The organism is Streptomyces sp. NBC_01363, assembly GCF_026340595.1.
Classification (GTDB): Bacteria; Actinomycetota; Actinomycetes; order Streptomycetales; family Streptomycetaceae; genus Streptomyces.
Window position 1 is genome coordinate 1,800,463 of the sequence record NZ_JAPEPF010000001.1, and the last position, 22,036, is coordinate 1,822,498.

The 22,036-nt window shown below is 72.1% G+C and carries 15 protein-coding genes and 1 pseudogene; 8 read left to right on the plus strand and 8 right to left on the minus strand.

Features of this window, described 5'->3' with window-relative positions; translation table 11 throughout:
- Nucleotides 1-45 precede the first annotated feature (45 nt).
- The 5 genes and pseudogenes from OG611_RS08455 (at nt 46) to trpS (ending at nt 5,318) form a co-directional block, all read left to right on the plus strand.
- Complete coding sequence (locus tag OG611_RS08455) at nt 46-186, plus strand: DUF6126 family protein (RefSeq protein ID WP_256260242.1); 141 nt, start codon at nt 46-48, stop codon at nt 184-186.
- Between the two features lie 20 nt (nt 187-206).
- On the plus strand, nt 207-1,760 hold the full coding sequence (locus tag OG611_RS08460) for a hypothetical protein (protein ID WP_266417090.1): 1,554 nt from the start codon (nt 207-209) through the stop codon (nt 1,758-1,760).
- A gap of 114 nt (nt 1,761-1,874) precedes the next feature.
- The gene (locus OG611_RS08465) at nt 1,875-2,285 is read left to right on the plus strand and encodes a VOC family protein (RefSeq protein WP_266417093.1); all 411 of its coding nucleotides are present in this window, start codon (nt 1,875-1,877) and stop codon (nt 2,283-2,285) included.
- A 54-nt stretch (nt 2,286-2,339) separates the two neighbouring features.
- Nucleotides 2,340-3,431: pseudogene (locus tag OG611_RS08470) on the plus strand (Fic family protein); the annotation flags it as partial.
- Nucleotides 3,432-4,271: 840 nt separating this feature from the next.
- Nucleotides 4,272-5,318, plus strand: a complete 1,047-nt coding sequence (gene trpS / locus OG611_RS08475; protein ID WP_266417096.1) for a tryptophan--tRNA ligase — start codon at nt 4,272-4,274, stop codon at nt 5,316-5,318.
- A gap of 4 nt (nt 5,319-5,322) precedes the next feature.
- Here trpS and OG611_RS08480 read toward each other — a convergent pair whose 3' ends face one another.
- The 5 genes from OG611_RS08480 to OG611_RS08500 all read right to left on the minus strand — a co-directional run bounded on the left by OG611_RS08480 (nt 5,323) and on the right by OG611_RS08500 (nt 16,145).
- A complete protein-coding gene (locus OG611_RS08480) occupies nt 5,323-5,931 on the minus strand; it encodes a 3'-5' exonuclease (protein WP_266417098.1) in 609 nt (202 codons plus the stop codon).
- Nucleotides 5,932-6,021: 90 nt separating this feature from the next.
- The gene (locus tag OG611_RS08485; RefSeq protein ID WP_266417100.1) at nt 6,022-8,010 is read right to left on the minus strand and encodes an NAD(P)-binding protein; all 1,989 of its coding nucleotides are present in this window, start codon (nt 8,008-8,010) and stop codon (nt 6,022-6,024) included.
- Between the two features lie 30 nt (nt 8,011-8,040).
- Nucleotides 8,041-12,999 (minus strand): DNA repair ATPase, encoded by a 4,959-nt coding sequence (locus OG611_RS08490; protein ID WP_266417102.1) that lies wholly within the window; start codon nt 12,997-12,999, stop codon nt 8,041-8,043.
- 146 nt (nt 13,000-13,145) lie between these two features.
- A complete protein-coding gene (locus OG611_RS08495; RefSeq protein WP_266417104.1) occupies nt 13,146-15,305 on the minus strand; it encodes a flotillin family protein in 2,160 nt (719 codons plus the stop codon).
- 162 nt (nt 15,306-15,467) lie between these two features.
- Nucleotides 15,468-16,145 carry a hypothetical protein gene (locus OG611_RS08500; protein ID WP_266417106.1) on the minus strand — a complete coding sequence of 226 codons (678 nt, stop codon included), beginning with the start codon at nt 16,143-16,145 and terminating at the stop codon, nt 15,468-15,470.
- 261 nt (nt 16,146-16,406) lie between these two features.
- Here OG611_RS08500 and OG611_RS08505 point away from each other — a divergent pair, with 261 nt between their 5' ends.
- Nucleotides 16,407-17,477, plus strand: coding sequence for a CdaR family transcriptional regulator (locus OG611_RS08505; RefSeq protein WP_266417108.1), 1,071 nt, complete (start codon nt 16,407-16,409; stop codon nt 17,475-17,477).
- A 219-nt stretch (nt 17,478-17,696) separates the two neighbouring features.
- Here OG611_RS08505 and OG611_RS08510 read toward each other — a convergent pair whose 3' ends face one another.
- A complete protein-coding gene (locus OG611_RS08510) occupies nt 17,697-18,152 on the minus strand; it encodes a tellurite resistance TerB family protein (protein ID WP_093899464.1) in 456 nt (151 codons plus the stop codon).
- Between the two features lie 361 nt (nt 18,153-18,513).
- Between OG611_RS08510 and OG611_RS08515 the strand changes: the two genes are divergently transcribed.
- Both OG611_RS08515 and OG611_RS08520 read left to right on the plus strand, forming a co-directional pair.
- Nucleotides 18,514-19,032: a BlaI/MecI/CopY family transcriptional regulator gene (locus OG611_RS08515; protein ID WP_323180134.1), complete on the plus strand. Its 519-nt coding sequence runs from the start codon at nt 18,514-18,516 to the stop codon at nt 19,030-19,032.
- Between the two features lie 7 nt (nt 19,033-19,039).
- Nucleotides 19,040-19,987: a M56 family metallopeptidase gene (locus OG611_RS08520; RefSeq protein ID WP_266417113.1), complete on the plus strand. Its 948-nt coding sequence runs from the start codon at nt 19,040-19,042 to the stop codon at nt 19,985-19,987.
- Nucleotides 19,988-20,036: 49 nt separating this feature from the next.
- Here the strand turns inward: OG611_RS08520 and OG611_RS08525 are convergent, their stop codons facing one another.
- Together OG611_RS08525 and OG611_RS08530 are read right to left on the minus strand one after the other, a co-directional pair.
- Nucleotides 20,037-21,335: a cation:proton antiporter gene (locus OG611_RS08525; protein WP_266417115.1), complete on the minus strand. Its 1,299-nt coding sequence runs from the start codon at nt 21,333-21,335 to the stop codon at nt 20,037-20,039.
- A 2-nt stretch (nt 21,336-21,337) separates the two neighbouring features.
- A complete protein-coding gene (locus OG611_RS08530) occupies nt 21,338-21,808 on the minus strand; it encodes a cation:proton antiporter regulatory subunit (protein ID WP_266417117.1) in 471 nt (156 codons plus the stop codon).
- Between the last annotated feature and the right edge of the window lie 228 nt (nt 21,809-22,036).

The window sequence follows — 22,036 nt, forward strand, 5'->3', positions numbered from 1 at the left end:
ATGCGCGGACCGGCCACGGACCGCACCTTCCATGGAGGCGGGGCTGTGAGTGGGAGCGGCGGCGAGAGCGAGCGCTGGAAGGAGCGCGGCGTCGCCCTGCGCGTCTTCGTCTACGTCTTCGCCACGCATCTCTTCGCGGGCTTCATCTGGATCCTGTTCTACGTCGGCGAGCACGCCAAGAAGTGAAGTGAGCGGGGTGGGGGGACATGAACGGCACCACACGGGCGCGCCTGGACGCGGCGCTCGCGGCGAACGACATCTGGAGCGCCCTGTTCGCGCTGACCGCGGACGCCCCGGCCGACCTGCCCGCCGCGATCGAGGCCCGCTACGGCCGGGCGGCGAAGGACGAGCGGCGCCACCTCTCCTGGCTGCTCGGGGCCCTCGGCGAACCGGCCGTCCCGGTGTTCCTGCGCCTGCTGGGCGGGAGCGGCGACGACGGCGCGGTGGAGCTGCTGGGCACGGCGGTGCAGCGGCGACTGAAGCTTCCGGCAGCCGAGCTGCACCGCCTCGCCGAGGAGCTCGGCGCGACGGAACCCCTCGTGGACGCCATGGGCCTGTCCGACGCCCCCGACTTCGCACCGTTCCTCGGAGGCCTGCTGGACCACAAGGCCTTGCGCGGGCGCGCGGCCCTGGCACTGGGGCGGCTCGGGGCCCGGGAGTGGACGGTGCCGATCGCGCAACGCCTCCCCGGCCTGACCGGACTGGAGTACGGCGCCTTCGTCGTGGCCCTGGAACTGCTGGACGACCCCGCCGCGATACCCCACCTCCTGCGGGAGCTGGCGGAGAAGCGGACCTCGGCGGGCGATGTGCACCACGCCCTGGTCGCCCTGACGGGCCAGAGCCCGCTGCTGCCCCTGACTCCTCCGGACGGCGAGTACGGCGAGCTCGTGAACCGCGCCTGGTCGGAGCGCCGACTCGACCACCACTACCCGCCGTCGATCGGCCCGGTCACCCTCGACTCCCCGCGCCACGCACGCTTCACCGTCGAGGACGGCCGGGGCAGGATCCGGATCGACTACGACCCGCCCGCGCCCGGCTCGTCCTGGCCCCGCTGGGGCAAGTCCCTCCGTATCGACGGGGAGCGGGTCTATCACGTCGGCTCGGAATGCGGCACCTGCGAGACGACGATGTCCCTCCTCGGCTGGCCGCCCCGGGCGGCCCGGGAGGGCGCGGACCGCCTGCGCACCGCGCTGGCCGACCTCGACGACCTGGGCTCCGGCGCCCTCGACGCCGCCGCTCCCCTCATCGAGGAGCTCCCGACCGGCCACTACCGCGTCCACCTGGCCGACCTCGCCCTGGAGCGGGTGACCGATCCGGCGGCGTCGTGGTGGGTCCGGCGCCGCGAGCTGCGCGAGGACGACGAGCCGTACACCGAGGACCCCCTCGACGACTGGCCGGGCACCGACCACTTCCAGCTGCGCGACCGCATCCCCGGCGAGACCCCGACGTACGGCGTACTGCTCCCGTCCCAGCCGCTGGACGTGCTCGACGCGGACACGGTGGCCCGGTACACCTCGGCGATCACGGCGGGCCACCGCCCCGCCGCCCTGGCGCTGGCCTGGGTCGAGGACATCTACGTAGAGGCAGAGCACCCCGAGCGCTTCCTGGTGGCCGCCGTCCTCGACGGCCACCACAAGCTCGCCGCCTGCGCGGCGGCCGGCGCGCCCGCCAGGGTCCTGCTTCTGTCGAGGGCGGAGGACAACTGGGGCCCGGCGGCGGGCTGGAGCGCGGCGTTCGACGAGGTGCTGGGGCAGCTGTAGGACGAGCGGCGGAGAGCCGTGCGACCCGGGGCCGGTGCGGACGGGCGCACCGGCCGCCTACGCTGCGGGCCGGGGCACGCGCAGGGCGTGCCGCTGTCGGGCAGGAGCCCCACCATGCCGTTCACCGGTCAGCCCCACGTCCGCATCGCCCGGCCGTCCCGGGACCTCGCCGCCGCCGAGAGATTCTGGGCGGACGGCCTCGGGCTGACGGTCCTCTTCCGCGCCGACGCGGGCCGGGAGCCCGGCACGCACGACCTGCTCATGGTGGGACACCCGGACGCGTCCTGGCACCTCGAACTCGTCCACGGCGGCGACCACCCGGTCGAACCCCGCCCCACCGACGAGGACCTGCTCGTCCTCTACTTCGACGGCCCGGTGCCGGAGGAGACGGTGGAGCGCCTGGAGGAGCACGGCGGCAAGCGGGTCGCGTCGCCGAACCCGTACTGGAATGAGTGGGGCGTCACCGTGGAGGACCCGGACGGATACCGCCTCGTCCTGTGCCGACGTGGGTGGTCCAACTCCTGACGGGGCCGCGAGACGCATCGAGCGAGCATGCTGGTTGCTGGGTATCACTGCATCATGCTGTACGAGATGCCACGCCTGAACTCGGGCGACCTTCAGGTTCTGGAGCAGATCAACGTCCTGCGCGAACGGGTGCGGCATGCGGTGCAGCAGGCTCCGATGAAATGGATCCTTGATCTGCGCAAGGCCCTGACAGCCAATGCCATCGCGGCGTCGAACGCGATTGAGGGCTACCGGGTCGATGCCGTGGACGTCGCCGACCTGATGGACGGCGAGCGCGAGGTCGAGGCCAGTGACGAGAACAAGGCGGAGACGCTGGCCTACCAACAGGCCATGACGTACATCCAGTCACTGCACGATGTGACCGACTTCCGCTACAGCAAGGGGCTCCTCAACAGCCTGCACTGGATGCTTCAGGGGCATCACCACCCCCGCAAGCTCGCCGGGCAGTGGCGCAGGACCTCGATCCGCATCACCGCGCCGGGAGACGAGCTCGCCACCGATTACGAAGGCCCTGACCAGGAGCGGGTTCCCGGGCTCATGAGCGAGCTCGTGGACTGGCTGAACGAAGGTGACCTGGACAGTCATGTCCTGCTCCGTGCCGCCATGGCCCATCTGAACCTGGTGAAGATCCATCCCTGGTCCGACGGCAACGGCCGCATGTCCCGCTCGGTGCAGACCCTTCTCATCGCACGCGGCGGCGTTCTCGCCCCCGAGTTCTCCTCGATCGAGGAATGGCTGGGCATGCCGGGCAACACCTGGGAGTACTACAAGGTGCTGCGAGAGGTCGGAGGACCGGTCTGGTCGCCGGAGCGCGACACCTTGCCCTGGATCAAGTTCAACCTGCTCGCCTACCACCAGCAGACTCAGCGGGTGCAACGCCGTGTCGACCGTTCCAACGACTGCTGGATGCAACTGATGGAGGAGACGGGTACACACGGAGTCACGGAGCGGCAGGTCACCGCGCTGCACGAGGTGGCCATGGTCGGGCGGGTGCGGCGCAGCCGCTACGAGAAGGCCGAAGCGATCAACACGCAGCAGGCCACGCGGGATTTGCAGGCACTCACCAAGGCGCAGTTGCTGACAGCCGTGGGCCGGACGAAAGGCCGCCACTACGTCGCCGGGCCGCGGTTTCCGGAGCGGGTGCTGGCCACAGGCGTCGCCGCGCGCGAGAGCTACTACGAGCGGACGGGCGAACACTCCTACAAACCCACGGCTCACCCCGGGGGCGCGTGGAACACACTCGTTGATCCGAATGGCTCGGCCTCGGTGCAGGATGGGCGCGTGCTCCCTCCTCGACTGCTGTGGTGTGACCCCCGGCCCATCCCTCGGTTCAACCGGCAGGAGCCGGTGACCGTGATCGTCAGTGACCCCGGCTTCTACGAACCGAGTGACGACGACTGCTCGGTGTTCGGGTATTTCTGCCAGGCGCATGACCGCCCCTACCGGCACGAGTCCTGCGGGGAAGGGCCGCACCTCGTCGCCTTGGACTGTCAGGAGCACGGACCGGAGAACATGTGGCCGCAGCCGGACATGCTGCTGTTCCCGGAAGGGTTCGATCCGCCGCTGAGCGACGCGCAGTTGGCCTGGGTACGGGCGGAGGAGGACGCTGTCCAGGCGTGATCCGAAAGAGACGGCCCAGACGTCAGGCGTCGGCGGGGAAGATGTACGCCTGGCCGGCGGAGCAGGGGAACGAGGCGGGGCCGAGCTTTGTTCTCGGTGCGCTGGCGGACCGTTGGGGTTACGGGGCGCGCCGCGGGCCGGGAAAGGTCGTGTGGGCGGAGTTCGGTTTCGTTAAGCTCGGTCCATGACCTTCGTACCGTGCCGAAACTGGTGGCGCTCCTTCTAGGAGCGGCCACCTCCCCTCTGCACGGAATCAGGGCCGTTCGATATGGACGGCCCTTTTCTCTGCCCTCGTACGGGTACGGAAGCCGGTGATCACGGCGGGCCGTCCTCCACGCAACCAGCATCGCGAGGAGAGAGACCCCCATGAGCATCGTCACCGCATCGCCCGAGCAGCGCACCGCCGAACTGGAGGCGCGGATCCGGCAGGCGCCCGACCGGTTCCGGGTGATGACCGGGGACCGGCCCACCGGGTCGTTGCACCTCGGGCACTACTTCGGCACCCTCCACAACCGCGTCCGGCTCCAGGAGCTCGGGGTGGACGTCTTCGTGATCATCGCCGACTACCAGGTGCTCACCGATCGGGACGTCGCCGACCGGCTCGGCGAGTACATGGAGGGGATGCTGCTGGACTATCTGGCCGTCGGGATCGACCCGGCACGCTCGACGGTCTTCAACCACAGCGCCGTGCCCGCGCTCAACCAGCTGATGCTGCCGTTCCTGAGCCTGGTCTCCGTCGCCGAGCTGAACCGCAACCCCACCGTCAAGGACGAGATCGCGCACTCCCGGCAGTCGGCCGTCAGCGGGCTGATGTTCACGTACCCCGTGCACCAGGCCGCCGACATCCTTTTCTGCAAGGGGAACCTGGTGCCGGTCGGACAGGACCAGCTGCCGCACCTCGAAGTCACGCGGACCGTCGCCCGGCGCTTCAACGAGCGGTACGGGGCGGTCTTCCCGGAACCCGACGCGCTGCTCTCCGACGCGCCGCTCCTCCTCGGCACCGACGGCACCAAGATGAGTAAGAGCCGGGGCAACTCCGTCGCGCTGGGCGCCGACGCGGACGAGACCGCCCGGCTGATCAAGGGGGCGAAGACGGATGCCGAGCGCTACATCACGTACGACCCCGAGAGCCGGCCCGGGGTCTCCTCGCTGGTGCTGCTGGCGGCGCTCTGTCTGGACCGGGACCCGCACGCCGTGGCGGAGGAGATCGGTGGGGGTGGCGCGGCCGCCCTCAAGCGGACGGTGACCGAGGCCGTCAACAGCCGGATGGCGCCGATCCGGGCCCGGCGGGCGGAGTACGCGCGGGACATGGGGTACGTACGGTCGGTGCTCCGGGCCGGGAACGAGCGGGCCAACGAGATCGCGGCGGCGACGCTGGACGAGGTGCGGGGGGTGATGGGCGGCGGGCTCTAGCCCCTCAGGGGGTGGGTTCCGGCCAGGCGCCCCGGGCCGCCACCTCCAGGATCAACGCCGCGATGTTCCAGGCGTCGTCCGCGCCGCTGTGGTGGCGGCCCTCCAGAGGGAGGCCCGCCACCTCCAGGGCCTGGGCCATGCCGGGGCGCTTGCGCAGGCCGTGGGCGGAGGTGAAGGGGAGCTTGGCGTTGGTGTGGCGGTGGCCGAACGGATAGCGGGTTCCGGTGGCCCGGCACTGGCGGGTGAACTGGTTGCGGTCGTAGTCGCCCCAGCTGGCCCAGGGACGTATGCCCGACGCGTGCTCGGCGGCGAGCAGGCGGCAGGCCTCGGCGAAGGAGACGCCCGTGTCCACCTCGGCCTGGGTGAGGCCGGTCAGCTCGGTGCAGAAGGCGCTGACCGTGGACCGGGCGGGCCGGACCAGGATCCGGTGGCGGGCAACCCTTCCCCGAGCTCTCAACTCCGTTCGAGCAGGGGAGACCCCATTGGCCGCGTGCAGGTCGACGACGGTCAGCCCGATCTCGATGATCTCGCTCACCGCACCGGGCGGCGGTTGCCCGTCCCAGCACGTCGCCTCGATGTCGATCACGTTCAGGAGTTCGGGGGCCGTGTCCATGGAGGGCAGGGTAGGGGGCGGGGGAATCGCCGGGCATGTGGATTTCGGCGGAACCCGTGCCCGCTCCCCGCTCCGATCCGCAGCCGCCCCTCACACCCTCGGGGCCACCGGGCGGCGTCTGCGCAGGAGTTCGGCCAGGCCCCGGCGGGTCGCGGCGATCACCACGCGGTCCTCGGGGCGCAGTACGTACCCGGGGTGCAGGTCCCACACCAGGCCGGACGGGCGGTCCGGGGTGGCCGATTCGGAGAAGGCCAGGTCCGGGCGGCGGTCGCCGGGCGGGGTGGCGTCCAGGGCGAGGACCCGCCAGGCGCCCGCCCGGAACGCCTGCTCCACCGTGCGGCCCTCCAGTTGCGGATGGCCCGCCACCTCGACCGCCGCGAAGAGCATCACCTTCCGCTCGACCGGGATCGCACCCAGGATCTGCCGGCCCATCATGGCGACCGCGAAGGCCGGGGCGGCCAGATGGGAGACGGAGCGGGAGCGGGTCACGGCCTGGGGGTGGGCGGTGCGCAGGGTGCGGTAGACGGCGGTGGCGAACTCGTCGTCGTACAGGCGCAGCGCCACCCGCAGGTCCGGCTTGACCGAGCGGGCGTAGAGGGCCGCCTCCAGGTTGGTGGTGTCGGCGCTGGTCAGGGCGAGGAGGGCGCGGGAACGCTGGATCTTCGCCGCCTCCAGGACGCCCTCCTGCGTGACGTCGCCGAGGACCACCGGTACGTGCAGCCGCCGGGCCACCGGGATGCCGCGCGCGTCCGGGTCGTTCTCCACGCACACCACGGGGATGCCGAGTTCGCGCAGCCGGACGAGGACGCGTGTACCGATCTTGCCGAGGCCGAGCAGCACCACATGGCCGGACAGGCCGCGTGGCGGGCGGCGCAGCGAGGATGCCGTGCGGAGCGAGCCGAAGGCTTCCAGGACGCCGGCCACGAGGAGGGGGAGCAGCATCAACCCGGCGACACCGGAGAGGAGTTGGATGATCTGGCGGGCCGTCGGATCGCCGATCGCCGGGTCGCCCATCGCGAACAGGTCGAGCAGGGTGAGGTAGGTGGCGTGCAGCGGATTGTCGCCGGTGGTGAGCGTGGAGGCGACGGCGAGGGCCAGGACGGCCAGGCCGACGCCCAGCGCCGACCAGCGCAGCCGCCGTGAGAAGACCTGGCCGAGCGGTGCGCCCCGGCCGCCCATCCGTGGTGTCGGACCGGGCGGGCCGGCCTGGCTGACCGCTTCCAGGACGATCGTGCCGCGCCCCGTCGCCGCCGCCACCTGCCGTTCGTCGGGCAGCAGCCGGGGCCCCTCGTCGCCGCTGCTGTCGGAGCCCTCGGTGCCCGCCGGGTCATGGGTGGTGGAGGAGAGCAGGGCGAGGGTGCACAGGCCGGGGTCGGCGATCTGGCCGCCCCCGGGCGGGGTGCGTTCGGCGGCGCGCAGCAGCAGGCCCTCCGCCTGGATGACCTTGCTGGAGCCGGTGAGGACGGTCGCCGCGAGGGCGGGGGCCGCGGTGTCGGCGTCGGAGAGGACGGTGGTGGAGGCGTCCAGCGCGGTCCGGTCCAGGCCGGGAGTGGCGACCGCCGCGGCCTGGTCGAGCAGGGTCTCCAGGTGCTGGCCCAGCTTGCGGTTGTAGAGCCGGATGACCAGCCGGAGGCGGGGGTTGAGGCGGCGGGCGGTCAGCGCGGCGCGGATGTTGCGCTCGTCGTCGTCGTAGACCAGCGCCAGCGCGGAGGCCGATTCGACGCCCGCCTCCTCGAAGGCCTCGTCGGACGGCTCCGGCGCCTCCAGGATGCGGACCGCCTCGACCCCGGCGTTGGTGTCGTCGCCGAGCGCGTCGGCCCCGCCCTGGCCGCCGCCGTTGCGGATCACCGCCGACGACATGCGGCCGAACAGGCCCGCCAAACCCCTTCCGGTCAGCGGCAGTTCCGGTCGGCGGGCGTCACGTCCGGGCGGCAGGACGAGGGTGACCCGCTCCCCGTACACATAGCGCAGTTCGACGGCGAGCCGCCTGGCCAGTGCGTCGTCGCCGCAGACGACCATGTGTCCGCTGAACGGGGAACGTTGGGGCTGCTGGGGAAGTGGGGGCACGTGACCCAGCATGCCTTGTTCCTCTCCTGTGCGAGCGTGCGGTCAGCGGTCTTCCGTCGGCCCGGCGGGCGGGGGCGCCGCGTGCCGGGCCTGCGGGTTGGTGAGCAGATGGCGCGGGTCCGCGACCCGGACGATCGCCGACTCGACCGCCGCGATCCGGTCCGCGAGCAGCCCCAGCGCGGCGACGGCCCGGGTCATGGGGTCGCCGTCCGGGCCGCCCAGCGCCTGTGTGCGGACGTAGGAGGCGGTGATCGCGGACCAGCGCGCGGACTGTTCGGTGCTGAGCCGGCCGCGCAGCGCGGCGAGCTTCAGCAGGTTCGACTCCGCGCCGCTCGTCAGCGTCTGGGCCTCGCCCGCGTAGTGGTCGTCGATGACGGCGGACAGTTCCGCGTCGTTCATCACCGGCACGATCCGCTCGGCGATCTTGTTCATGTTGCGGTACGAGCCCTGGAGCCGGAACGGCGGCTCGGTGCGCGTCGCGTCCGTCTGCGCCGCCGAGGCGATGTACGCGGCGTTCACGGCGAGCACCGTGTCCCGGGCGGTCAGCAGATGGCGCAGGACCGCGACGATCCGGTCCACCTCGGCGGGGGTGTACGGGTGGTCCAGCCGGTCCGCGCCGGGCGCCGGGGCGGTGTGGGAGGCGAGGCGTACGAACCGGACGAGGTCGTCGCGGGAACGGCCGGCGAGCGGGGCCAGCACCGGGTTGGCGGTCAGCGCGTTCTCGACGAAGCTCAGCGCGAAGACGTCCTCGCGGCCGCTCAGCACCTCGCCGAGGTTCCAGACGTCGGCCCGGTTGGCGAGCATGTCGGGGATGCGGAACCGCTCGCCCGACTCCGTGTACGGATTGCCCGCCATGCACACCGCGAAGCGCTTGCCCCGCAGGTCGTGGCTGCGCGGTTCGCCGTCCCGCACGCCCTCGATGCGGCGGGTGGCGTCGCAGAGCGGGATGAACTTCTGGAGCAGTTCCGGTGAGGTGTGCTGGATGTCGTCGAGGTAGAGGAGTGTGTTGTTGCCGGACTCCAGCGCGAAGTTGATCTTCTCGATCTCCTGGCGGGCGGTCGCGGTGCGGGCCTGGGCCGGGTCGAGCGAGGTCACGTCGTGGCCGAGGTTCGGTCCGCTGATCTTGACGAGGACCAGGCCGAGCCGGTCGGCGACGTACTCCATGAGCGTCGTCTTGCCGTAGCCGGGCGGCGACACGAGCAGCAGCAGGCCCTGCGAGTCGGTGCGCCGGTCGGCGTCGGCGGTGCCGAGCTGCTTGGCGAGGCTGTCGCCGATCAGCGGCAGATACACCTCGTCCAGCAGCCGGTTGCGGACGAACGCCGACATGACGCGCGGCCGGTGGTCGTCCAGCCGCAGCCGGGTCCGCTCGGCGTTCACCAGCGCGGTGCGCCGGCGCTGGTAGGCGCGGAACCCGGGAACGGCCACGGTGCGGAACCCGGCGGTGCGGGCGAGGAGTTCGTCGAGCCGGACGGTCAGCGTGCCCCGGTCGATGCGCGGGTGGGTGCCGAGCAGGCCGTCCACCCGCGCGGTCAGCGGGGCCTCGCAGTCGTACCGGTCGAGCACCGGCTCCGGGCAGAGCTCCACGGCGACGGCCTCCGCGAGATCGTCCGCGTCGATCACGGTGCCGCTCGCGGCGGCGTACGAGGAGAGCCAGCCCTCGACGAGCTGGCGGCGGGCCGGCAGGTCGTCGCGGAGCGCGGCGAGATCCTCGTCGTACGCCGAAGTCCCGGTCGTACGGCGGAACTTGTCCAGGAAGGTGCGGGCGTTGGCGCTGGTCACGAATCCGGCCGGGCCGCTCGTCAGCTCCTCGAAGAGGTATGCGGCGACGGCGGACGGGTCGTCGCCCGGGATGACGGCCGCCCACTCCTCCTGAAGGGCGTCGACCGCCGGGGCGAGGCCGAAGGTCTCGCGGGCGCGGGCCAGCGAGAGCGCCCGCCGGGTCCATGAGGCGCGCCGGGCCTCGTCCGTGCCGTACGCCCAGAAGAGCTGGGCCGACGCCCGTACGGCGGGCGGGCAGCGCAGCAGGCCGGCCCCGGAGTGCAGCCGCAGCAGGGCGGTGAGGATCGCGGTGGCGTCCTCGTCGTGGACGCCGCGCTGATGACCCTCGTCGTACGCGGCTGCGGCCGACTCCCGTACCAGGGCGGCGAGTTCGGCCGGGTCGAGGGCGGCGAGGGAGTCCGCGCCCCGCTCGTCGAGGAGCCGGGCGGCCAGGTGTTCGCCCCGGTAGACCCGAGGGGACTCGGAGGGGAGGGTCTGCTCCCAGTACGGGCGGGTCGCCTCGAACTCCGGGTCGGTGACCGGGGAGCGGTAGTCCGTGCCGGTGAGGGCGAACGCGAGCCGGTCCCCGTGCGGGACGAGCGTCAGGTCGAAGGGCTGGGTGTTCACGGCGAACCGGTGCCGTCCCAGCCGGATCGTGGCGCCGCCGTCCGCGTACAGCTCGCTGCGGTCGCGCAGCGCCCGACCGGCCTCCTGGCGGGCGGCCAGCAGCTGCCCATCGAGCTCCTCGGCGCGCACCGGATCACCGAGTCCGCGCAGCTCCTTGGCGGTGCGGCGGATCTTGGCGACCATCGGGTCGGAGGCGAAGTAGGTGTGGACGGCGTCCAGGTCGGGCAGGGCGGACAGCCGCCGCGAGACGGTCTCCAGGACCCGGGCCGCCGAATCCGCCAGCCGCTCGGCGCGCCGGGCGCGGGCGTCCTGCAGGGTCTGCTTGCGGGCCGAGAACGCCTCGTACACCTCCGTACGGCGCTCGGCCAGCTCGGCGAGGAAGTCGTCGAACTCGGCGAACCGCGACTCCAGGTTCTCCAACTGGATCAGCAGCCGGGCCAGTTGTTCGTCGCAGGCGTCGGGGGTGTCCGAGGCGGCGATGGCCCCGGTGACGGCCTGCCCGAGCAGGGCGAACTCGGCGGCGAACTCGGCGCGGCCCTCGTGGTCGAGGAGTTCGCGGCGGCGTGCTTCGAGCGTGGCGCGGGCCCGGTTGACCCCGCCGAGGACCTCGGCGATCCGCTCCAGGATCGACGTACGGACCGTCGTGTCCCCGATGTCGAGACCGGCGACGACATCCGTGACGGTGCTCAGGCCCTCCGTCATCCCGTTCAGCCGCTCGCCGAGCGCCGCCGCGTCCGCGACGGTGGCGAGCGCGGACGCCTCGGCGGTGAGGCCGGCGGTGTCCTCGTGGTAGCCGCTGAAGGCGTCGTCCCGGCCGAGGAAGGCGACGGCGCGCTGCGCGGCCGATTCCAGGTCGGCGGCCGTCGCGGCGGAGAGTTCGGCGATCCGCCCGGTGTCCGCGTACCGCATCTCGGAGAGGGTCGCCAAGTGGCCGTGGGCGCGGCGCAGTTCGGTCAACTGGGCCACCCAGGCGGCGGCCGAGCGCGGGGCCTCGCCGCGGATGCGGCGGACGAGCGCGGTGATCCGGTCCGCCGCCCCGTCGAGTGCTTCGGCGGCCTGCCGGGTCAGCTCCCGCACCGTCTCGAACTCGGTCAGGACCTGCTGGGCAGTGGCCTTGAGCTCCGCCAACGGGACCGCGAGCGCGCCGAGTTCGGAGTCGGTGAGCCAGTGGTAGCGGTCGGTGGCGCGGGTGCAGTCCGTGACCAGTTGCGCGTACACGGCGGCGGTCGCGGTCGTCTCGGCGGCGCTGTGCGCCAGCGCCAGGCAGTCGGAGATCCCGCGCACCAGATCGGCGTTGCCGACCCGGGCCAGCGGGCCCGTCCCGGCGGGGCGGGAGGCCGCGTGGGTGTCGGAGACGTACGGGGTCCGCCAGCGCTGCAGGGGGTGGACCCGGGCCGGTTCGTCGCCGGTGGCGGTGGTGCGCAGCAGGACGAGCGTGCCGTCGTCGAGCAGGGCGTGGCCGCGGCCCTGGAGCGGGGTGGCGACCTCCTGCCGGATCAGGTTGTAGGGCAGGAGCAGGCCGCGGCCGTCGTCGGGGGAGCGGAAGACGTAGAGGACGTCCTCGCCGTTCGGGGAACGGACGGCGCCCTCGAAGACGGGGTCGGTGAGCGGCTCGGCGATGTCGAAGGTCTTGGCGTTGCCGGTGGTGAGGTAGTAGCCGCCGGGGAAGATGATCCCCTGGTCCTCCGGGAGCCGGTGGCAGGCCGGCCCGATGCCGTCCAGGCGCAGAACGGTCCCGAGCAGCGAGTTGAAGACCAGGTACCGCCAGGACTCCTCGTTGTACGGGCGGACCCGGAGCAGGACCAGCGGTCCGATCGTGGCGTGCTCGACCTCCGCGTCGGCGAGCGACTGGAGGGGTTCGGCGACCGGCTCCTCGTAGATCCCGTCGGGAGTGTCGGTGTCGTTCACCGTCTTGACGGTGAGGGTGCCGCCGAGCGTGTCGACGAAGAGCACGGCGGCGTCCGCGCCGTCCCCGCCCACCGCGATGTGCGGGTGCCGGCCGAGGACGTGCGACTCGCGCCCCGCGACGGTCCAGGTGAAGTCGTGCGACGGCGGGAAGACATGGTCGCGGTCGCCGCGTGCGTCCAGGAACGCGCCCGGCGAACCGTCCGGGCCGAGCGCCCAGCGGAGCACCCGGATGCCGTCCGCGCTCTCGCCGGTACGGAAGACGGCGAGCAGCTTTCCGTCCACCCGGCGCAGCCGCAGCAGCCGGGCGTCGCGGTAGTAGCGGTGCAGCCCCGTGAACTCGCGTACGAAGCTCTCGTCGGCCAGCGGCCCGTCCGCGACGGGCGACCCCAACTCCGGCTCGTACAGGGCGAGTACGTCGGCCACCTCGGCCGGATCCGCCGCCCCGGGGCCCCGTTCGAAGCCGAACAGCAGCCGTCCGCCGACGGCCACCAGGTCGCGGGGCACGGCCGCGCGCTCGGTGCGGATCTGCTCGGTGCCGGTGAGCCGGAGCTCGGTCGAGCCGAACTCCTCGGTGCGCCGCGTGTTGAGCTCCTTGGCGCGGCGCGCGAGCTCGGCGGCCCTATCGCCGAGCCGGCGGCGCAGCACGTCGTACGTCCCCGCGTCCACGGGGCCGCCGGTGGGCGCTGCGGTCGTGGTGTCGGTGTCCATACGTACGGCTCTCCCTGCGAGGTGTTGCGAGGCGTGTGGTGCGGGTGGTGCGTCCAGTCGTCGGGTTGCGCACCCTCCGGCCGCGCTGTTTCCTCCGTCGCCGGACGGGCTTCGGGTGCCCCGCCCGTCCGGCGATCCGCGCCCTACTACAGGGCCTGGGCGACCGGCGTCGACCCGTTCCGCGAGACGGGTACGGCGGAGGCGTCCGCCGCTCCGGTCACCGCGGGGACATCCGCCCCGGCCATCGCCGAGACCGGCAGGTCGGCCAGTCCCAACTCGTTCGCTGCGGAGAGCAGTTGCTGGATCTGTCCCGGGGCGACCCCGGCGCCCGGCGCCCGCATCATCCGCATCAGCAGCGCGGACACCGTCAGATTCTGCACATCGCCCGTGGACACCGACCCGAGCACCCGGGTCAGATCGTCCGTGAACGAGGACGTGCCGTTCAGCCAAGGACCCGCGAGGGCCTTCGCGGTGTCCGAGTTCTCCACGAACCCGTCGAGGCTCTTGCCCATGGAGATGGACGAGACCAGCCGGTCGAAGAAGACCGACTCCCCGCCGACGATGTCGATGTCGGCGTTCTCCAGGCCGGTGGCCAGCACCGTCGCCTGCGCCTCGGCCACCTGCCGCTGCACATCGAGGCCGGCCAGCCGGATCTCCTTCTCCGCGGCGAGCCGCAGCCGGTACTCCTCGTGCCCGCGCGAGGCGTCGTCCAGCGCCGCCATCGCCGCCGCCTTCTCGGTCAGGCCCGCCGCCTCGGCCTTCAGCTTCTCGCCGATCACCGCCGCGTCGGCCGTCGCCTGGGCCTGGGTGCCCTCCGCCGTCGCGAGCGCCTTGAGCCTGGCGCCCTCCGCCTCGGCCTTGAGCCGGGCGGACGTGGCCTCGGCCTCGGCGAGACCGGCCTTCTCGATGACATCGGCCTCCGCCTCACGCACCTGGATCTCCGCGAGGCCGGGCGCCGCGGACTCCGCCTGGATGCCCTCGGCCAGCCGCAGCTTCGCCTGGGCGTCCAGGTCCGCGGTCTTCAGCCGGGCCTCGGCGAGCGTCAGCTGCTCGGCGGCCAGGTGGGTGGCCGCGGCCTCGGCCGCCTCGGCGGCCTTGATGTCCTTGACCAGCTTCTCCTGGGCCTCGGCCTCGGCGGCGATGATGACCGACTTGCGGGTGCGCTCCGACTCCTCGACGGCCCGCAGCGTCTTGATGGACTCCTCCTGCTCGGCGACCGTACGGTCCACCGCGATCCGCTCCCGGATCACATCGGCGACCTCGCGGCGCTCGGCCTCGACCTCCTTCGTCGCGGCGATCCGATTCAGCTCGGTCTGCCGCTCGCGCCCGATGACCTCGATCAGCCGGTCCTTCTCGATGCGCTCGTTCTCCACCGCGATGACCCGCTCACGGTTCTTCTGCGCGACGGCGATCTCCCGGGCCTGGTTCTCGCGCTGGATGCCGAGCTGCTCCTCGGTACGGATGAACGCGGTCTGGGCGCCCAGCCGTTCCTCCTCCTGGACCTTGGCGGTGACGGCCTCCTCGCGGGCCCGCAGCGTCTCGACCTCGCGGCGCTGCTTGATCTCGGCCTCGGCCTGCCGGCGCTCCAGCTCCAGGATGGTCTCGCGGGCGTCGACGTCCTGCCGGGTGATCTCCTTCTGCTCGGTGCGCTGGAACTCGTTGGTGCGCACGTGCTCGATCGCCGTCAGCTCGGTGATCTTGCGGATGCCCTGCGCGTCGAGGATGTTGGCGCCGTCGAGCTGCGTCATCGGCGTCTGCTCAAGGAAGTCGATCGCCGCGTCGTCGAGGTGGTAGCCGTTCAGGTCCGTGCCGATGACCCGGATGATCCGGTCCCGGAACTCCTCGCGCTTGGTGTAGAGATCGACGAAGTCCAGCTGCTTGCCGACGGTCTTGAGCGCCTCGGCGAACTTCGCGCCGAAGAACTCCTGGATCGCCACCTTGTCGCTGGCCCGCTCCGTACCGATGGACTGGGCGACCTTGATGACGTCCTCGACGGTCTTGTTGACCCGCACGAAGAAGTTGATGTGGATGTCGGCGCGGATGTTGTCCTGGCAGATCAGGCCCTCGCGCCCGGTGCGGCGGATCTCGATGGTCTTCACCGAGATGTCCATGGTCTCGGCCTTGTGCAGCACCGGCAGGACGACGGCCCCGGTGAAGGTGACATCGACCTTCTTGGTCTTGGAAATGATCAGCGCCTTGCCCTGCTCGACCTTGCGGAAGAGCCGGCTGACGACGAGGAGCAGGGCGACGGCGATGAGCAGGACAACGGCTACGAGCACACCGAAGCCCAGGGTGATGGCATCCATGACAGTCCTTGGCGGCTGGTGAGGAAGGTGGTGAAAGGAAGGGGGTGCGGCGGTTGTGGCAGCGGACGGGCCCGACAGCGGGCGACCGGCTGCGCGACGGCGGCGACACGACGGGCGGTGCGGGCGGCCGACCGCAGTGGCCGGTCCGGGCGGTCCGGCCGGTCAGCCGGTACGGCGCGGGGTCCGGCGCGCACCCGTGCGCGGCGCCGTGCGTGGTCGGGGCGTCGGCGGTCCCGGGTCCAGCGCCTTGTCGTAGGGCGAGACCCAGAAGAACTCGCCCTCGTCGTCGTACGCGTACAGAAGTCCCGCACTGCCCGCGGCGAGGACCGTGTCGTCCGCCGGAGCGAGCAGCCTGACCTGGACGATCGCGGTGGAGCCGTCGTCCGCCGTGACCTCGGCCTGGCCGAAGTCGGAGCTGACGGAACCGGTACGGATCGTGCAGACCCGGCCCAGGAAGTCCTGCCGCGATGGCGGAGGCTCGTCCGGGAAGCGCCGGCGGAAGCAGCGCACCAGTACCCGCAGCACGATCCAGCCGAGCAGCAGCGCTCCGACGAGCACGCCACAGGCGAGCGCGGCCCGGGTGAGCCCGGTGGTCTCGCCGCGGTGCAGCAGGACCGTACCGGTGAGGCTCGCGAACCAGCCGACGACGACCATCACGGACACCGAGACGGTGACCGGCACCCCGCCGATCCCGGCCAGGTCGGTGTCCAGGTCGCCGTCGAAGGAGTGGTGGTCGGCCGCACCGGCCAGCACGAGGAGCCAGAAGAAGACGACGACGGCCAGTGCGGCGCCGAACAGAACGGTCGGAAACGCGGTCGCCGCGCTCAAGAACTCCTGCATCCGTCCACCCCCATGTCCTGCCGGGCGGCCGATGGTGACCCAGGTGCTGCGGCACTGCCTGAAACGGTGCCGCAGCAGCCGGGTCGTCCCCCGTGTCCCCCGTGTTCCCCCGGTTGGTGCTGACCGGATCGTGTCATCAGGAGACCTGACACCGCACTGCCGGAGTCCGGCAATCTTTGCCCTTCCTTGATGCCGGGCACCGGCACCAGCCGGTATGCGTTGAGTGAGTGTCAAAGTCGCGTCAGGACTGGAGGAGAAGGCGTGCCGGAGCCGGAGATACCCGATGTGCTTCTGGGGGACTATGCCCGCATCCTGGTCGATGTGGCCGCCACCGGCCGCCGCCTCACCCGCGACGAGCTGGAGGAGCGCCGCCTGTCGGGCCGGGAGGCCGCCGAGTCCGGATTCCAGTTGCGCGCCCTGGTCGTCCGCCATCTCGCCGAGACCCGTGCCGCCTGGCCGCTGACCTCCGCCGCCGGCGGCGCGTCCGCGGATTCGGTGCTGGCCGCGGTCGAGCAGGCCGTCGACGCCTTCGCGGAGGGCTTCGAGCGGGCCCAGCGGATGACGGTGCGCCGAGAGGAGGCGGCGCGCCGCGAGTTCATCGACGATCTGCTGTACGGGCGCAGCGATCTGGGTCGGCTCGCCGAGCGGGCCACCCGGTTCGGACTGCGGCTCTCGCGCGCCCACGCGGTCGCGGTGGCGACGGGCCCGGAGGCGTACACGGAGACCGACTCCGTGCCGCGCACGGTCGAGGCGGCGCTGCTCGCCCGCTTCGGCGGCCGGAAGATCCTGATCACGACGAAGGACGGGCGGCTGATCTGCATCGCCCCCGGCAGCCAGCCCGATGTCCTGCGGTACTTCGCCAAGCAGTCGCACGCGGCGACGGACGGCGGCCGGGTCGCGGTGGGCCGCCCGCACCAAGGGCCCGGCGGCGTGGTCCACTCCTACGACGAGGCGCTGGACGCGCTGGATCTGGCGGAGCGGATGGCTCTGGACGATCCGGTGCTGTACGCGGCCGATCTGCTGGTCTACCCGGTGCTGACCCGGGACCGGCAGGCGATGGCCGATCTGGTGCGCAGTGAGTTGGGCCCGCTCCAACAGGCCCGCGGCGGTGCCGAGCCGCTTCTGAAGACGCTCACCGCCTACTTCGACGCGGGCTGTGTGGCCGCCGAGACGGCTCGCCGGCTGTCACTGAGCGTGCGGGCGCTGACCTACCGGCTGGAGCGGATCCACCAGCTGACCGGTTCCGATCCGTCCGAGCCGATGCACCGCTACACCCTGCAGACGGCGGTCATCGGGGCCCGGCTGCTGGACTGGCCCGCCAAGGAGCTGTGACGGGGCGGGGCGGGGCGGGACGCCACGGAACCCCGCACCCGTCGACGCGCTCGTCGCGCGTGCGGTGGATGCGGGGTCCGGAGAGGAGTGGCCGGGGGTGCGCAGGGGGGAGTCGCGCACCCCCGGCCTGCCGGACGCCGACCGGTGGTCAGTCGGTCCGCGTTTCTTCCGGCGGTTCGGGGCGCCGGACCGGGCAGCCGGTCCGGCGGACGGGACGAGCTACAGGTCGAACTCGTGCGGCGGAAGGTCGAGGGCGAAGCACGCCTCCCGCACGACGGCCTGCTCCGACTTGTCGAAGTCGCCGTCGGCGCCGCCGATGACGATGCCGATCTGGATGACGGCACGCGCCTCGGCGGGCTTCTTCTTCGCCTTGCCGATCTCCTGGAGCACGCTGACCTTGCCGAAGGCGAAGTCGGCGGTGAGCTTGTTCACGTAGTCGTTGAAGCGGCGCTGCAGATCGTCCGCCGGGAAGTTCTGCAGGACCTCGTTGGAGGCGATCAGCGAGGCGACGCGCTGGCGCTCGGACGGGTCGATGGAACCGTCGGCGGCGGCGACGAGGGCGCACATGGCCATGCTCGCGTCGCGGAACGCCCCGCTCTTCAGGTCGTTCTTCTTCGCTTCCAGCTGCGACTGCATCGACGAGGCGGATTCCTTGATCCGATCCCACAGTGCCATGACGTCTCCATACGTTGCGTTGCGGTGCGTTGCCGGATTGAGGTCCAACTCTACAGACGTGTAGAAGTAAGTGCCCCTCCCGGCATGCTTTGCCCCCGTCGCGTCGTCCGCTGTGTCCCGGAGACATGCCCCGGAAACGGCGGTCAGTAAGACCGACCGGCAATTGGGGGGCGGCGTCGCGGGGCTGGGTACGCGCGTCTGCGGCGTTGTCGTCAATCACCATGGCTCCGCCATGCCTCAATCCTCCGCCTTGCAGCCGCACGCACCCAGCCCCGCTCCTTCTCCCACCCCCCAATTGCCGGTCGGTCTAAGATGCTGCGACGCCGCGGCCGACGCGGCATCGCAGAAGGGCGGACCCCCGATGGACTCGGCCAGGCCCGGCCACCACCCGGACAACGAACCACCGCGCGACGGAGTGCCCGCCCCCGTGGAACCGCTCCCCGGCGCCGTGCTCCCCGGCGCGGTGCACCCCGCGGCCCGGCGACTGCGCAGGCGCGGGCAGGGCGAACTGGAGGCCCAGGTCCTCGCCGTGCTGCACTCGGCGAACGGCCCCGCGACGGCCGGCTGGGTCCAGGAACACCTCGAAGGCGACCTCGCGTACACCACCGTCATCACGATCCTCTCCCGCCTCTACGCGAAAAAGGCCGTGACCAGGTCCCGCGAGGGCCGCTCCTACACCTGGACGTCCGCTTCCGACGAGGCCGGTCTCGCGGCCCTGCGGATGCGCCGGGTGCTGGACGGCGAACGGGACCGCGACGCCGTGCTCGCCCGCTTCATCTCGGACCTCTCCCCCGGCGACGAGGAGCGGCTGCGCGCACTTCTGGCGCGGGCGGACGCCCCGGACGATCCGGGCAACCCCAGTGACACGGAAGGCCTGTAGCCCGCCGATGGGTGTCTTCGTCTGTCTGCCGCTCGTGCTGCCGCTGACCGCGCTGCCGATCGCGCGCCTGGCCGAACAGCATCTGCACCCCCGCATCGCGACCCGGCTGCTCGCCGTCGTCGGCGCGATGCTCGCCCTGTGCAGCACGCTCTGCCTGGGGCTGTTGATGGTGGTGGGTACCGCACAACTGCCGGGCAATCCGCTGCCGGACAGCTGGTCGGATCCGGAGGTGCGGGACGCGGTGCCGTACGAGGTGAAGGCGGGCATCGTCGCGATCGGGGCGCTGGCGGCGGTGCTGGTGGCGTGCGGGTGGACGGTCTACCGCCATCTGCGGCTGCGGATCGGCGCGCGCCGCGCGCTGGCCGCCGCGCCTTCCGTGGTCTCGGGCGATGTCGCGGTGCTCCCGGACCCGGAGCCGTACGCCTACGCGCTGCCCGGGAGTCCGGGCCGCGTCGTCGTCTCGACCGCGATGGCCGAGTGCCTGGATGTCCGTGAGCGACGGGCCCTGATCGCCCATGAGCGGGCCCATCTGGCCGCCCGGCACCACCGCTATCTGCTGGCCGTTCAACTCGCGGCGCGCGCCAATCCGTTCCTGCTGCCGCTGCGTACCGCGGTGTCGTTCAGCACCGAACGGTGGGCGGACGAGGAGGCCGCGTGCGCGGTCGGCGACCGGCGGGTGGTGGCCATCGCGGTCGGCAAGGCGGCGCTGTACTCGCACCGCGCTCCGGACGTCTCGGCCGGCTTCGCCGCCTTCGCGGCCCCGGCGGGCCCCGTGCCGCGCCGGGTCGCGGCGCTGCTCGCCCCGGTTCCGCCGGTCCGGCTGTGGCCGCCGTCGTCCGCCCATGTCGCCCTCGCGGCGCTGGTCGCGACGGTGGGCACGGCGGCCTCGGCGCTGTCGTCGCTCAACGCGGCCGTGACGCTGGTGGGGATCCTGCACGCGGCGACCCCGCTGTGAGCCGGGCGGGCCCGGCGGACGGTCGTCCGCCGGGCCCGTACGTCCGGCCTCAGTCGGCGGAGGAGGCGAACTCCTCCTGGACGGCGGGCGCGGCGGGCACCGGACGCGTCGCGGGGAGCTCGCCGCTCCCCTTGCCACCGCCACCGCCACCACCGCCACCGCCACCGCCACCACCGCTGCCGCTGCCGTCCCGGCCGCGCCACGCCTGGATCCTGGCCACGACCGGCTGGGTCCAGCGGGCGGTGAGCGGTCCGACGATGACGAGGATGAGGACGTAGGCGGTGGCGATGGGCCCGATCCGGGGCTCGGTCGCCACGGCCAGACCGGCGATGACGATGGAGAACTCGCCGCGCGCGACGAGCGTTCCGCCGGCCCGCCACCGTCCGCGCGAACCGATTCCGGCCCGCCGGGCCGCGTACCAACCGGTGGCGATCTTGGTGAGGACGGTGGTGATCGCCAGCAGCGCCGCGGGGAGCAGCACCGGCGGGATCTCGGCCGGATTGGTGGAGAGCCCGAAGAACACGAAGAAGACGGCGGCGAAGAGGTCCCGCAGCGGCGTCAGCAGCTTGCGCGCCCCCTCGGCGACCTCGCCCGAGAGCGCGATCCCGACCAGGAACGCGCCGACGGCGGCGGACACCTGCAACTCCTGTGCCACACCGGCCACCAGGACGGTCAGCCCGAGGACGACCAGCAGCAGCATCTCCGGGTTGTCCGAGGACACCGCGCGGCTGATCAACCGCCCGTGCCGCAGCGCCAGATAGAGCACGAACCCGACGGTGCCGAGTGCGATGAGCAGGGCGATACTGCCCCCGGCGAGGCCCACTCCCGCGAGCATCGCGGTGAGCAGCGGCAGATAGACGGCCATCGACAGGTCCTCGATGACGAGCACGCCGAGGATGACGGGCGTCTCCCGGTTGCCCAGCCGCCCGAGGTCGGTGAGCACCTTCGCGATGACCCCGGATGACGAGATCCAGGTGACCCCGGCCAGGGCGACCGCGCCCACCGGCCCCCAGCCGAGCAGCAGTGCCGCCACCGCTCCCGGGGTCGCGTTGAGCACGAAGTCCACGGCCCCGGACGGGTATTGGGTCTTGAGGCTGGTCACCAGTTCCGAGGCGCTGTACTCCAGGCCGAGCAGGAGCAGCAGCAGGATGACGCCGATCTCGGCACCGACGGCGGTGAATTCCTCACTGGCCCCCAGCGGCAGGAGCCCGCCCTCGCCGAAGGCGAGCCCGGCCAGCAGATAGAGCGGGATCGGCGAGAGCCCTATGCGTCCGGCAAACCGTCCGATGAGTCCGAGCCCCAGAATGACGGAGCCGAGCTCCACCAGCAGTGCGGTCGTGTCGTGCACGGTCAGCCCTCCGCAATGATCTCGGAGAGCGTGTCGACGCCCTCACGTGTACCGACGACCACGAGCGTGTCCCCGATGGCCAGCCGGAAGTCCGGTCCGGGGGACGGATGCGCGCTGTGGGTCCGCAGCACGGCGACGATCGAGGCCCCCGTCCTGGTCCGGGCCCTGGTGTCCCCGAGCAGCCGCCCGCCGTACGGGGAGCGCGTCCCGAGCGGGATGTGCTCGGTGACCAGGTCGATGCCCTCGGTGCGTACGGCGTCGATGGGCGCGGCGTCGATGAGGTGCGCGAGGCCGGTGGCCTCCTGTGGTGTCAGGGGTACCGAGAGCCGGCAGGAATCGGGGTCGTCCTGGTCGTAGAAGCCGATGAACCGCCGCCCGTCGTGGTGGACGACGACGGAGATGTGCTGGCCCGACTCGGTCGTGTAGTCGTACTGCACACCGACTCCGGGCAGCGTGGTGCGGTGGGTTCCCATGGCTTCCTCCCGAGAGGTGCGGCGGCTCTTGACGCACTTGGTGATCTCTTTATCTACGCATTACCTTATCCGGAGGGTCCCGCCGCCTGTGGCGTGCGGGGCTGTCGGGTTCGCATCCGGTGCGCTTCACGCGTGAGCGATGAGTGGGGGCGACGGGGTGTACGCCGAGGCCGGACACGTCGGCCCGCCCGAACGATCAATGCTTCCCAAGCCCGGGGGGAAGCTGTG

Coding starts and splice junctions, on each gene's coding strand:
- OG611_RS08460 (WP_266417090.1), top strand. CDS start 207: ATGAACGGCACCACACGGGCGCGCCTGGACGCGGCGCTCGCGGCGAAC.
- OG611_RS08465 (WP_266417093.1), top strand. CDS start 1,875: ATGCCGTTCACCGGTCAGCCCCACGTCCGCATCGCCCGGCCGTCCCGG.
- trpS (WP_266417096.1), top strand. CDS start 4,272: ATGAGCATCGTCACCGCATCGCCCGAGCAGCGCACCGCCGAACTGGAG.
- OG611_RS08480 (WP_266417098.1), bottom strand. CDS start 5,931: ATGGACACGGCCCCCGAACTCCTGAACGTGATCGACATCGAGGCGACG.
- OG611_RS08485 (WP_266417100.1), bottom strand. CDS start 8,010: ATGCTGGGTCACGTGCCCCCACTTCCCCAGCAGCCCCAACGTTCCCCG.
- OG611_RS08490 (WP_266417102.1), bottom strand. CDS start 12,999: ATGGACACCGACACCACGACCGCAGCGCCCACCGGCGGCCCCGTGGAC.
- OG611_RS08495 (WP_266417104.1), bottom strand. CDS start 15,305: ATGGATGCCATCACCCTGGGCTTCGGTGTGCTCGTAGCCGTTGTCCTG.
- OG611_RS08500 (WP_266417106.1), bottom strand. CDS start 16,145: ATGCAGGAGTTCTTGAGCGCGGCGACCGCGTTTCCGACCGTTCTGTTC.
- OG611_RS08510 (WP_093899464.1), bottom strand. CDS start 18,152: ATGGCACTGTGGGATCGGATCAAGGAATCCGCCTCGTCGATGCAGTCG.
- OG611_RS08515 (WP_323180134.1), top strand. CDS start 18,514: ATGGACTCGGCCAGGCCCGGCCACCACCCGGACAACGAACCACCGCGC.
- OG611_RS08520 (WP_266417113.1), top strand. CDS start 19,040: ATGGGTGTCTTCGTCTGTCTGCCGCTCGTGCTGCCGCTGACCGCGCTG.
- OG611_RS08530 (WP_266417117.1), bottom strand. CDS start 21,808: ATGGGAACCCACCGCACCACGCTGCCCGGAGTCGGTGTGCAGTACGAC.